Genomic DNA, 12565 nt, shown 5'->3' with positions numbered 1-12565 from the left:
TCACCCGAGCGGGTGCACTTCGTACCTCGGAACGCTGATGATCCCCTCGTCGCTCACGAGGCCGCACAGCGCCGGGTCGAGCAGGACGTCGGCCACGCAGCGCTGATCCGACCCGAGGGCCATCAGGCCGCCGATCAGCCGCACCCCGTGGCTGTAGTCGGCGTAGGTGTCCTCGTGCGGCAGCCGCCGCCGGAGCGACGTGTCCAGCGGCTGCCACGGCTTGCCGTCCGCCTTGTAGAAGCCGAAGATCGCCAGCCGGCGCGCGTGGTGGTGCAGCCGGTTGGTCACCACGACGTCCTTCTTGTGTCCGGCGAGCAGCTCGCCGAGCTCGCCGACCCGGTGCTGCTCGATGGCCAGGTGGTGGTCACGAAAGCGCTCCACCTTGGTGCCGTCCTCGGGATCGAACGGGATGGCCGTCTGCTTCCGCGAGGCGGCATAAATGTCCTTCACGAGCTTCTTCGTCGGCAGCACGCAGCCGCACGCATCCGCGACGCGCTGGGCGGTGACGCCGGTGAGCGGCATGCGCAGGAAATCGGTGTCCGGGCCGATCGCCAGGTAGTCGGCGCACACGTACGCGACGCCCCGCTTTCCGTCGGGCGCCTCGACCGTGACGCGATGGAAGCGGCGCAGGAAGCTGGGCACGTTCCCCCGCAGCACCTCCTGGAGGAAGAGCTCTTCCCGCGCCGCGAGCGACAGGCCCCGGACCTGCTCGTAGAACCTCGTGCCGGTGAGCGCGCCCGGATCGCGCGGCGGCAGCCAGTCGAGGCCCGTCCCGTCGAACATGGGCGCCAGACGCGCGGACCCGGGCTGCGCCTGGCTCGACGCGAAGAACGCCACGGCGCCCCCGGCGTCGTTCGCCCGAGCCGCCGCGACCGGCTCGGGGGTGGCGGTCACCGTGAACCGGAAGCCGCTCTGCGCGAACGTGTAGCTGCGAACGCCGGCCGCGTCGTGGCCCGGGGTCGCCATCGCCGTCGACCCGCTCGCCGCTCCCTGGAGCGCTGCCTGCGGCCCCGCCGCGCGCGCCGCGCCTCCCGCGGCCGCCCCCTGGCCGACGATGCCCAGCAGCGCGCGGCCCAGCGCGCGCGGCAGCTCGAGCGCGCAGGGCGGGCGCGGCAGCGCGCGCTGCATGGCGTCGCGCGTCTCGGGCCCGACCGCGCCGGTCACGGGCAACCCCATCTCCTGCTGGAAGATCCGCGTGGCCGCCTCGGTCTCCTCGCCGAAGTCGCCGTCCGCGCCGGACTGCGGCAGGAGCCCGGCACGCCACATCAACAGGTGCTGTTGCCAGGCCTTCACCTCGGGCCCCTTGGCGCCGCGCGCGAGCCCGCCGCCGGGCGGCGCGGCGCCGTAGTCGAGGCCCGGGATCCGGCCCGCGTGCGTCCAGCCGCGGTCCAGCGCCGGGAACACGCCGACGCCATGCGCGGTGTCGCGCGCCTCGATGGTGCGGCCGTCGCCCAGGCTCATGGCCACGTGGGCGTGCTCGGGGCGCCCGCCCGTGAACGGGTCTGTCGAGAAGCGGAACAGGAGGGCGCCGCGGGTCGCGATCGCCGTGTCCACCGGCATGAGCAGCCGCGCCGCCTTCACGTGGCGCGCCTGCATCCAGGAGCCGTCAGGCATCGCAGGCTCGACGGCGAGCTGGGCGCAGCCCCACTCGATGAGCTCGGAGCAATCGAACGCGGAGGGGTTGGGATCGGTCAGGCGCACCTCGTGCCCGAAGATGTATCTGTCATCCGCTTGCGAGAGCAGCTTCTGGCAGAGCGCGTCGGCCGTAGGCAGCGGCTCAGACGTCTCAGACGTCACGGACCCGGCCTCGAGCCGGGCGAGGCGCCGCAGATCGCTCACCGTTCCATTGAACAGGTTGGCGTCCACGGTGTTGGTCCGGACGCCCGGCATCACGGCCTTGGCGGTGATCTGCCAGAACGACCACGCAGACCAGGGGTCCCAGGCCCTGAGCGGCTTCCTGTGCGCCCAGTCCGCCCATTCCTTCGGGTTGGCCGGGGGCCTCGCCCGCACCGAGTCGAGGCCATAGGTATAGTTCGCGATCCAGAGCGGGCAGTCGACGAACTCGGAGCTGCCGCCGAGGTGATCGCGCCAGAAGTCATGACGGGTATAGAGGATGACCGAGCGGCCCGGGTAGCGCGACTTCACCTCCTGGACGAAGCGGCGGGTCCACACCTGAAGAGCCAGGGTGTCCTGCGACGTCCAGACATGGCCGCTGTTGCCCGCGTGCTGCGTCTCCTCGAGATCGAGCACGATGTCGAGCTCCCCGGGCTCGAGGTCGCCGACCGCGCTGCAGAGCTTCTGCGCCTGCTCGGCCGCGTCGAGGCGCGGCAACGCATAGTGATAGTACCCTCGGAGGAGCCCGCAGCGCGCGGCCTCGGCCCGGTTGGTCGCGAACTTCCTGTCGACCCCCTCCGTCCCGAACGTCGCCCGGATGAAGACGAAATCGAGCCGTGAGGCGAACGCGTCCCACTGGATACTTCCCTGGTGGACCGAAACATCAGCTCCGCTCAACATAGGCTTTCACCTCCCCCGCACGCGCGGAGCGCGGCCTCGTGCCCGAGAGCCGTGCCCTGCGTGCGCGCCCTCACGCTCATGTCGCGCCGCCCGGGCGACGTGATCCCCCGGGGTAACTCAATTGCTATCGCAGGGCGGGGTGTCCGTCGAGCAAGGTCGACGCCGCGGAGCATCCGTCCGTGCGGTCATCATGGCTGTGGCGACGACAGGGAGGCGGCGTTCAGCGCGGAGGCTTCCGCCGTTCTTCTTCTGGCCTCTATCACTCATCGGAGAGGTCCACTGTCGTCTCATCGCAGCACCTCTTGAGTTCACGATAAGGCGCAAGCCGAAACCCACCGATGACGTCACACCGGGACTGTTGGAGTCGAGACACAGAACAAATCTCTCGTAATGAGAACTTGTTTCATCCCTCACCTTCGCCGATGCGGTCTGCCGCTGGAGGCAGGCGCGTGAGAAAGATGCTGAGCGCCGGGAGAACGACTCTCGGTCGTGATATAGGGATCGCTCCATGTCGAACGGGGCGCCTCATCCATCCACCTTCGAGCTTCGCGCTGGCTCTCTCGCAGCCCGAGACCTCACAGTGCTCGCGTTTCGCGGTCGCGAGTCCATCTCGCGCGGCTACCGGGTCGACATCGACGTTGCCGTGTCGTTCGCCGATCCGGCAGCCTTCGAGCCGCAGATCCTCGAGCAGCCGATGCATCTCGCGCTGCAGGGCGAGGGCGCTCCGCTCCGCGTCTTTCATGGCGTCTGCACCCACGTGGCGTGGAGCGCCGCGCTCGACGACGGCCGGAGCGCGTACCGGCTCCGTCTCGCCTCGCGCCTGTCGCTGCTCGGCAGGCGCCGCGCGAGCCGCATCTTCCAGGACAGGACCGTCGACGAGATCGTCGACCTCGTCCTGGAGGAATGGCGCATCCCCCGCCGCTTCGCGCGGGTCCGCGCAGCTCCGAAGCGCGCCTATTGCGTGCAGTACCGCGAGACCGACCGCGACTTCGTGACGCGCCTCCTCGCGGAGGAAGGCCTCTTCTACTATTTCGAGCACGACCCCGGCGAAGGCGCCGAGCGGATGGTGATCGGCGACGACGCGAGCATCTATCCGCCGATCCCCGGCGCCCCGCGGCTCCTTCACAGGAGCGCGCCGGCAGGGACCGGCGCCCTCACGCCCGGCGAGGACCACGTCCAGCGGTTCGTCGCGGAGCGCTCCGTCCGGCCGACGTCAGCCGTCGTCCGCGACTACGACTTCCAACGTCCGCTGTTTCACCCCTCCTCGTCGGCGAGGACGGCACAGCTCGACGGCGGCGGCGGTGCGGACGACGGCCGGTACGAGCACTACGAGCACCATGGCGACTACGAGAAGGTGGAGGTCGCTCGCGAGGACGCCGCGATCCGGCTGGAACAGCTGCGCCGGAAGGCCGTTGTCGCCCGCGGGGAGACCGCGTGCCGGCGGCTCGTGCCCGGCCACCGCTTCTTCCTGGAAGAGCACGACGTGGCGGCGTACGACCGGGGCTGGGTCGTGACGCGCGTCGACCACGAGGGTGAGGCGCCGCAGGTCTCGGGCGCTTCGCCCACCTACCGCGCACGCTTCGCCTGCGCGCCGGACACGGTTTGCGTAAGGCCGCGCCCTGCGCCGCGGCGCATCCAGCAGGTCGTCGAGACCGCGACCGTCGTGGGCCCGCCGGGCGAGGAGGTGCATACCGACGCCTTCGGGCGCATCAAGGTCCAGTTTCACTGGGACCGCGAGGGCCAGGGGGACGACCGGAGCTCGTGCTGGATCCGCCACGCCGAGCTCTGGGCGGGGCGCGGCTTCGGCACCCAGTTCGTCCCGCGCGTCGGCATGGAGGTGGTCGTCTCGTTCCTCGGCGGCGACGTCGATCGCCCGATCGTGACCGGCTGTGTCGCCAACGCGGTGAACCGCGCGCCGTTCCAGCTCCCGGAGGCCAGGACCCGGAGCGGCGTGAAGACGCGGAGCAGCCCCACCGGCGGCGGCCACAACGAGCTCAGCTTCGAGGACCGGAAGGGCGGCGAGCTCGTCCACCTGCGCGCCGAGCGCGAGCTCGACGTCCGCGTCGGGACCGATCAGCGGGTCGGTGTCGGCGGCGACCGCTCTGTCATGGTGGCCAGCCGCGACGCGCTCGACACCGGCGATCGGCTCACGAAGGTTCGTCGCGACGACGACCTCGAGGTCGAGGGCCGGAGGAGTGTCCGCGTCTTCGGCGAGAGCGAGGAGCACGTGCTCGGGAGCCGCGCGCTGCGTGTCGAGGGGATCGACAAGACGAGCCTCCTCGGCGGCTCGGAGCTCACCGTCGAGGGTCCGTCCATCCTCCGCGTCACGGGCGAGTACAGCATCGATGTCGGCACGGGCGACGACGCGGGCGCGGCGCAGATCAACGTCTCGGGCTCGCTGGTGCTCGGCGGCTCGAAGTCGCTGCGCCTCATGACGCAGGGGAGCCTCACCCTCTCCGCGGGCGAGAGCTCCCTCGAGATCAGCCCGGAGGGGATCCGGATCATGGCCGGCCGGGTGGAGATCGCCGGCACACAGGCGCTTTCGCTGGCGGGCAAGGGACCGACCCTGTCGCTCGGGGAAGAGGCGGAGCTCGCCGCCAAGAAGATCCGCATGTTCTCCACCGACGCGGCCCTGGAGCTCGACGAGGACGCCGCGCTGTGGGGCAAGCTGGTGAAGCTGAACTGCTCGCGCGACGAACCGCCGCCCGGCGGCGACGAGGACGAGGCGAGGACGAAGCCGTTCAAGGTGCAGCTCACGGACGAGGAGCTCGAGCCGTACGCGGGCAAGCGCTACCAGCTCGTCGCCGAGGGCCGGCTGTTCGAGGGCGAGACGGACGTGGACGGGGCGATCGCGGTGGAGATCCCGGAGACGGCGCAGCTCGTCGAGATCACGATGTGGCCAGGGAAGTACCCGACGGGCCCAAGGAAGAAGTGGACCGTGCGCGTCGCCGCGCTGCCCGAGGCGACGACGGTGGAAGGGGCGCTGCGACGGCTGAAGAACCTCGGTTACTATGAGGGGGCGATCAAGGAGGACCCTCCGGCGGACAAGGGGTTCCGGGCGGCGCTCGCGTGGTTCCAGAAGGATCACGAGCTCGGAGAAACAGGGGAGCTCGACGCGCAGACGGCGAGCGAGCTCGCGCGTGTACACGGCAGCTGAGGAGATCGAGATGGCGGACGGGAACCAGGGCGGTGGTGGGCCGGCGCAGGCGCCGGCTGGGGATTTCCTGACGAAGCTCTCCGAGGCGTACCCCTACGGGGACGAGCCGCCGCGGCTGACGGTCGCGATCAACGACATGGCCGCGGGGGCGCCGGACGGCACCGTGTTCGGCGACGACGGGGTACGCCCGGTGAGCCACGAGGTGCCGGAGGGCGCGCTCTCCCGGCCGGAGACCATCGGCGATGTGCTCGCGTGGATCGACCAGCGGATCCGAGTTTTTCCCATGGATCAGGTGTGGCTCACGCAGGCCGGGCCGCTGATGAACTGGTGCGCCGACCCCAAGGAGGAGCAATGGGCCCAGGCGGTCACGGAGATCCTCTTCGGCGCCACGTATGGCAACCTCGGAGGCTCCTACGACATGGGGACGAGGAAGGGCGTGGCGGGGTTCCCCGTTTCGGAGAACTGGGAGACGTACATCTTCAGCCGGATCCAGCGGCGGTACCGGAGCACGCTCACGCGGGAGTCGAAGAGGTACAAGGTCACGTATGGGCATTACAACATCGAGTCCTGGCTGACACCAGAACCGATTCGCGACGACCTGGAGACCGCTCAGCCGCAGGGAGAAGCATCGAGCCCCCCCGACGGCTCAGGGCCCCCCGACGACTCGCTGCGGGTCAAAGACGAGGAGGCGCCGGTCGTGGGCCCGATGAAGGACGGCAGGCTGCTCGAGGACCCCATGGCGCCTCGTTGGAAAGAGCAGAAGAACGATGATCCGGCCGTGCCGATCGTCGTCGCCTGCCAGCACCTTGCGACCTACGGAGCGCTGACGCGTGGCTTTCGCATCGAGCACCTGGACAGCATCGGCTACGCAGCCCAGTTCGCGACTGGAAGCTTCGCCATCTTCTCAGGAAAGCCTGCGGCCCCCGCCGATGAGCCGCCCCCGCAGGGCGGGCGCTGGTACACCCTCCATTCCGCTGCTACGGACAAGGCGAGCGCGGGGCCGGATGCAGGAGCATCGTCTCCGCCCGTCGCGTACGAGGACCTGCTCACGGTCGAGCGCGCCAGGCAGCTCTCGCCGCCGCTCGCGCCAGGGACCATATTCGTGTTCGATCCTGACGCCGGAGCCCAGAAGGTCACGCTCTATCTGAGCAGGTACGAGGACGAATGCATTCCTGAAAAGGTCCTCCTGAAGCACTTCGCGGCGCGCAAGACGCCCGGAGCGCAGCAGGTCGAGAGCGCCTATTCGCAGAAAGACAGGGTGGCCCCCGACTACCAGCAAGAGCTGGATCTCGCCAGGCCGAAGGAAGATCCCGGGCTTCTCAGGGATATCCGGATCCTCGAGAAAGCTGGACAGATGGTGCTTGCGGAGCAAAAGCGCGCTCAGATGCAAGAGAAGCTGAACAAAGGCCTCGCCGAATGGGAGCGTCAGAAGGCGCTGGCGCTCGACACCAGAACGAAGGCCATCGTCATCGATCTCAAGAAGCAGCTCGACGGTTCGCATATCCACTACGTGCTCCGGGTGCACAAGGACAAGCCGCTCGTGCAGCTCATGGACACCGGCAACGGCTCCAATTTCTGGGCGAAGATCAAGGGGGAGAGCCGGGAGAGCCCGGGGCGGGGAGCGCTCGTCGAGTTCATGCAGGTCGGCATCGTCGACGGAGGCGCACAGAACAAGGTCGGCCCAGGGCAGATGCTCGGCTTCTGCGGCATGGGCGTCACGCCGCCTCCTCCCGAAGATCTCGGCGAGATGGCCGCCTTCATCAAGAAGGCGCGTCCGATCGGCCTGTTCCGCCTTGTCCTGACGCTGCGGCCCAGCAAGGCGGTGATGATACCGGACGACGTGCTCTACGTGAGCCGGCTCGCACGCATGTACGGCGGCTCCCTGGAGCAGAACTACACCATCGCGCAGATGCTCTGGGGGATCAGGAACACCCCCGGCTTCACGAACTTGCAGCCGTGGGTCATCTTCTTCATGCCGCGCGGGGTCCTCGCCCGGTCGATGTGGGCACACGGCGGGCGCGAGATGACGCTGAGCATGTTCATGTCTGAAGTCGCACCCAAGTACAAGAATCAGCTCGGCGATCCTGCAAACCTGATATTGTACAAGCACTACTTCCCCGCCGTGGTGATCACGAACAGCGGGCGGCAGCAAGCGGACTACGCGGGCAAGGCGCACTTCCAATGCCGATGGAAGTACATGTCAGGTAGCTCAGGCGGGCCAGAACAGAGCGCCGCCTGGCCCAAGGCGATCGAGAACAAGCTCAAGGAGACCGCCTGGAATGGCATCTATTGGCATCCAAGGTTCGGCACCGGGGCAGCGGCCAGGGAGCGAATCGACGCGCTCACGCCCTCGATGTTCCTGGACGGGGCGCCCTCGCTCACAGGAGACGGCGATGCTCAAGCGTCTGCCTGACGGCTCGGCCTTCGTCGCGGCGGCTCTCTCGGTGCTGCTGACCGGATGCGGTGGATCGAGCGTGCCGTCGAGGGACTCCGATGCGCGGCAGGTCGTCGCGCTACCGCCGCCGGCCCCGAGCGCTGCGCCGCTCGATCCGGCGAAGGCTCCGGACATCGTGCTCTTCTCCTTGCCGCCGGCGGAGGATCCCTCGGCGGACCTTCTGCGCTGCGAGCGGGGGGACATGGAGGGGTGCCGCGCTGCGGGCTGGCTATTCCTCCACGGCTTCGGCGTGGCGGAGGATGCGTCACGCGCGGATGATCTCTATACGAAAGCATGCAAAGGCAAGAACACCAAGGCGTGCATGCAGTTCGCCGCGGAGTACTACCATGTTCACGACTGGCCAATCAAAGCGACGGCAGAGCTGGTGGAGGCTGTTCACCACAAGATGGCCTGTGATCACGGCGAACAGCAGGGCTGTCTGGCCCTCGCCCTGGATGTGCTCCGGCATCCGGAGGAGCTGAGCATCTTTCGGGACACCGTGGGCAAGGCCGCACAGAAGACCGCGGAGGACGCCTGCGCGGCGTCCCACATCGCCGCGTGCTCCACGCTGATGGAAGCGGCCCAGCGGAGCGGAGACAAAGTTCGCGCGGAGACCTTGGCGATGACGCTCCGCACGATGTGCGGCGCGGGCGAGATGGGCGCGTGCTGGCCCGTGCTCCGCTACCCCTGGTCGGACAGGACGCCGGCCGAGCGGAAGAGCTACACGAAGGAGCTCGGCCACAAACTCTGCAGGTTCTCCCAGGCCGAGTGCCGCGCGGGCCGGGGAGCCTGCTCGCTCGCGATGGGCTGTGTCGATGAGGACGGCTTTGATCCGCAAGGACCGGAAGCCGTGGCGGAGTTTACCTACCGTGCGTGCGCCGTCAGCCGCGACTTCAAGCGGTGCGAGGAGCTCGCGGGGTTGTTCGAGCGCGGCAAGGGCGTGCCCAAGGACCCGGAGAAGGCGAGCTTCTTCGACATGGCCGCCTGCCAGCACGGCCGCGACCTGGCGTGCGATCGCATGGCGGGGCGTATCCGGAAGCAGGGGAGCGGACCCGAGGTCGACGAGAAGATCTTCGAGATCACGAAGCTGGGCTGCCGCATCGACAAGCGCGACGTCGGTTGGCTGATGAGCTGCGAGCGGCTCGCGGAGATGTACGAGACCGGCCGCGGGACGCAGAAGGACGTCGAGAAGGCGGTGGAGCTCTTCACGGCGGTATGCCCCTACCGAGAGGAGTCGTGCGACAACCTGCGCCGCATGAAGAGGCCCGTCCCGCCCGACGCGGACGCGCCGTGACGAGGGAGAGCCAACGTGAGCGGAAAGGACGGAAGCGTCATGCGGCTTGAGCGGTATGCCGAGGTCCTGGCCCATGTGGTCTATTTCCGCGGCGCGGATCTCTACGAGGTGCTCGCGCGCCTCGGCGTCGCGCCGGCGGACTGGGAGCGGGCCGACGCCGAACACACGGCGGAGCTCGCGCTCTCGGCGAAGCGCAACCAGGGGATCCAGGCGCTCCGCTTCAGCTCGGCCTTCGCGCGGACCCGGCGCAGCCTCGAGGCGAAGCGGCCGTCGCTCGCGTCGCTCGGGCCGTCGCAGCGCCCGGCGGCGGCGGACACCGCGCCGGCGCACGCCCCGCCGCCTCCAGCTCCAGCGCCGCCGGCGCTCGCGCCCCCTCAGGGGCCGGCGTTCGTCTCGCCGCGCTCGCCGACCGAACGCGACGAGGTCTCGCCCTGGGCCGCCAGCGCGCACGCCCGGCCCGCCAGCGACGGCAGCCGGCCCCCGGCGCCACCCCGCTCCGAGGGGGTCGCAACGCCGCCAGGTCCACCAGCGCCCCTCCGGCGCGGCGGCCCGCCGAGCCCACTGGAAGGGGCGGCCATCCCCCAGGGCACGGCCGATATCAAGGAGTTCGTTCCTCGACGCGACATGCCGTTCCAGCCCGGCCAGGCGCGGGCCGCCGGGCAGAGCGCACCGGAGGGAAAGCGGCTCCAGCGGTTCGACCCGCAGACGGGCAGGCCCCTCGATCCACCCCTCGAGGTTGACGCACCGAAGCCGGGTGACGAGGGGAGCGGCTGACGCCGATCGACGCCCGCGCGCGCGACAGGAGCAACATCGCCCGATGGCCCGAGAAGAACAACGACCCCCTGCGCCTTCACCTGTGCTGAAGGACGCAGACAGCTGCCGGAGTGCCGTCGGTCCGATCGAGTCCACTCGAGCAGGAGACACGCGCGGCACATCGCCCCGGTAACCAGCACAGGAGAGCACGGAGGAGCATGCGATCGCGATCCCCCAGGCCAGGAAAGCCAGCGGCGAAGCAAGGCGACAGGATCGTCGGCATCGACACGCATGTGCTGATGGTCCCGTCGCCGGGAGGGCCTGTGCCCACGCCGACGCCGATGCCGTTCAGCGGAAACCTGTCCGGCGATCTGAGCGCGGACGTTCTCGTCGAGGGCAAGCCAGCCGCGATCGAGGGCAGCACCGCGGCGAACACGCCCGCGCATGTGCCCGCGGGGGGCACCTTCCAGCGTCCTCCGTCAAACCAGGCCAGGGTGCATACGGGCAGCAAGACGGTGCTCATCAACAACAAGCCCGCCGCGCACCTCGGAGATCCGGCGCTGACCTGCAACGACCCGGCCGATGCCCCGAATGGGAGCGTGATCGCGGCCGGGACGGTGCTGGTCGGCGACTAGGGACCAAGAGGATGGCGGCATCCACGAAGCCCGCAGCGATGGCGCAGGAAGCGAGCGAAGGGATCTCGCTGGCGCAGTACGCGGCCGTCAGGGCGGCGGTGGCGGAGGGGTTCCCTCTCGCGGACGTGCTCACGGTCGAGGGGCTGAAGCCGCGTACGTTTGCGCGGGCCGATCTTGCCTGGAAGCAGCGGCTGGCCGCGGAGCTGGAGCTGCTCGCGGCGTACGAGCAGGAGCTGGCGCAGGCGGAGGACTGGCTGGATCGGCAGGTCCAGCCGCTCACGGAGGACGCGGCCGCCTGGGTGAGCTTTCTTGCGGCCTTCGGAGCGCACCCGGCTCCGTTCGATCTGCTGCAGGAGAACGACCTGGGCATGAACGACGTTGCGCGGCTCCGCCGCCGATGGGCGCGGCGCGCGGCAGAGAACGCGAAGGTCGGCGAGCTCCTCGAGGAGCTGCACGCGAAGCCCGGGAAGCTGGGGCCGCTCCGGATCGCCCCTCGGGTGCTGCGACCGTCGAGGGTAGCCGAGGCGCGGGGATCGGCGAAGGGGCCTGCCGACGAACGCTCTGCTGCGGTACCGCTCGGCGAGCCCGGGCTGGGCCTCGCCGAGTACGCTGCGCTCTGCGCGGAGCTCGATGCGCTGCCGGAGCAACGCGAACGGGTGCTGCGGCGTCACGGCCTGGCCGATGAGGAGCAGCGCGCCGGTCTGGATCGGCGGTGGCAGGCAGCGCTCCAGCGTGACGCGGCGCTGGCGAAGGACTTCGAGCGGCTCCAGGCGCATCACGCGCGTCGGCTGGAGATGCTCCTCGCCCGAGCGCGGGAGGCTGGCCATGTCGAGCGCTCGCCAGCATCTACCGCCGCCTCATTTGCGCCTGCCGCGCCGTCCTACGAGGCGATCGTCGGTCCTGCGGCGTCGGCCATGACCCCAGCGGCGCTCCAGGGCACGGGGCCCCTGCTGGATGTCCCCCGAGACACGGTGCTCCCCTTCGTGCCCGTGCAAGGCGAGCTCGCGACCGCGACGGCCGAGCCGAAGCCTCCTCGCGCTCCGGAGTCGCCCACCGGCACCGCCGCCGTGCCCGACATTCCGCGAGTGGCGGAGCTGCGGTTCCCTCAATCCGGTGAGGCGATGGCGGTGAAGCGCCCGCTTCCTGGGATCACGGAAACCGCACCGCTCTCGGACATTCCCCGCGGCCCCGCGCTCCCGTTCACGACCGGAGCATCCACGAGGCGTACAGGCGCTCTCGGGGCATCGAGGCCCGCTCCTCACGCGGCAGCAGACCTCCGGGAGACGTCGCTGCACGTCGCGATCCCCCGTGAGCTGCTGGCGCAAACCGCGTCCTCGCCGGCCCCTGTGACCGGAGCGGCCGCCCAGACCTCCAAGGCATCGCCGCCTTCCACGCCGTCGAGCACGGCCGGGGAGGGCGGTATGGCGCCCCTCCCAGGGTCGCTGGAGACAATCCTGCCGCTCGCGCAGTATGCCGCGCTCTGCGCGGAGCTGGCCCTGTCCCCCGCCATGGCCGAGTCGATCTTCCAGCGCTACGGCCTGGGTTCCGGCGAGGTCCGGTCCGTGGTCGATGCGGCCTGGAAAGAGCGGCTTCGCGTGTCCCCGGCGGAGTACGCGAGGTGGCAGGACATGGTCCAGCGTTGTTACGCGCACTTCGCCAGGCGAGGTGCGCCCGCGCGGTGAACCGTCTCGATCTCGAGGAACGCTCGTGCGATCGGTTCTTGGCAAGGCACAGGGACGCGCGCCCCATGCACTCACTGCTACGGCCGGCGCGCAAGC

7 protein-coding genes are annotated in these 12565 nt (G+C 69.8%); 6 read left to right on the top strand and 1 reads right to left on the bottom strand.

Features of this window, described 5'->3' with window-relative positions; genetic code table 11:
* Positions 1-2514 (bottom strand): GH25 family lysozyme, encoded by a 2514-nt coding sequence (locus WMF11_RS45550; protein WP_437975188.1) that lies wholly within the window; start codon positions 2512-2514, stop codon positions 1-3.
* Between the two features lie 508 nt (positions 2515-3022).
* Here WMF11_RS45550 and tssI point away from each other — a divergent pair.
* The 6 genes from tssI (at position 3023) to WMF11_RS45520 (ending at position 12469) form a co-directional block, all read left to right on the top strand.
* Entirely contained in the window at positions 3023-5671 is a 2649-nt protein-coding gene (gene tssI / locus WMF11_RS45545) for a type VI secretion system tip protein TssI/VgrG (RefSeq protein ID WP_437975187.1), read from the top strand.
* The gene (locus WMF11_RS45540; RefSeq protein WP_437975186.1) at positions 5655-8084 is read left to right on the top strand and encodes a hypothetical protein; all 2430 of its coding nucleotides are present in this window, start codon (positions 5655-5657) and stop codon (positions 8082-8084) included. The genes tssI and WMF11_RS45540 overlap by 17 nt, the downstream gene beginning before the upstream one ends.
* Complete coding sequence (locus tag WMF11_RS45535; RefSeq protein ID WP_437975185.1) at positions 8065-9399, top strand: hypothetical protein; 1335 nt, start codon at positions 8065-8067, stop codon at positions 9397-9399. Before WMF11_RS45540 ends, WMF11_RS45535 begins: the two co-directional genes overlap by 20 nt.
* A 39-nt stretch (positions 9400-9438) precedes the next feature.
* A complete protein-coding gene (locus WMF11_RS45530; protein ID WP_437975184.1) occupies positions 9439-10173 on the top strand; it encodes a hypothetical protein in 735 nt (244 codons plus the stop codon).
* Between the two features lie 197 nt (positions 10174-10370).
* On the top strand, positions 10371-10787 hold the full coding sequence (locus WMF11_RS45525; protein WP_437975183.1) for a PAAR domain-containing protein: 417 nt from the start codon (positions 10371-10373) through the stop codon (positions 10785-10787).
* An 11-nt stretch (positions 10788-10798) separates the two neighbouring features.
* Positions 10799-12469, top strand: coding sequence for a hypothetical protein (locus WMF11_RS45520; RefSeq protein ID WP_437975182.1), 1671 nt, complete (start codon positions 10799-10801; stop codon positions 12467-12469).
* Positions 12470-12565 lie beyond the last annotated feature (96 nt).

The organism is Sorangium sp. So ce295, from assembly GCF_051527405.1.
GTDB lineage: Bacteria > Myxococcota_A > Polyangia > Polyangiales > Polyangiaceae > Sorangium > Sorangium cellulosum_B.
The sequence above is the reverse complement of the archived record's forward strand: the minus strand, read 5'-3'. Positions and strand labels throughout refer to the sequence as shown.

Coding starts and splice junctions, on each gene's coding strand:
- WMF11_RS45550 (WP_437975188.1), bottom strand. CDS start 2,514: ATGTTGAGCGGAGCTGATGTTTCGGTCCACCAGGGAAGTATCCAGTGG.
- tssI (WP_437975187.1), top strand. CDS start 3,023: ATGTCGAACGGGGCGCCTCATCCATCCACCTTCGAGCTTCGCGCTGGC.
- WMF11_RS45535 (WP_437975185.1), top strand. CDS start 8,065: ATGCTCAAGCGTCTGCCTGACGGCTCGGCCTTCGTCGCGGCGGCTCTC.
- WMF11_RS45530 (WP_437975184.1), top strand. CDS start 9,439: ATGCGGCTTGAGCGGTATGCCGAGGTCCTGGCCCATGTGGTCTATTTC.
- WMF11_RS45525 (WP_437975183.1), top strand. CDS start 10,371: ATGCGATCGCGATCCCCCAGGCCAGGAAAGCCAGCGGCGAAGCAAGGC.
- WMF11_RS45520 (WP_437975182.1), top strand. CDS start 10,799: ATGGCGGCATCCACGAAGCCCGCAGCGATGGCGCAGGAAGCGAGCGAA.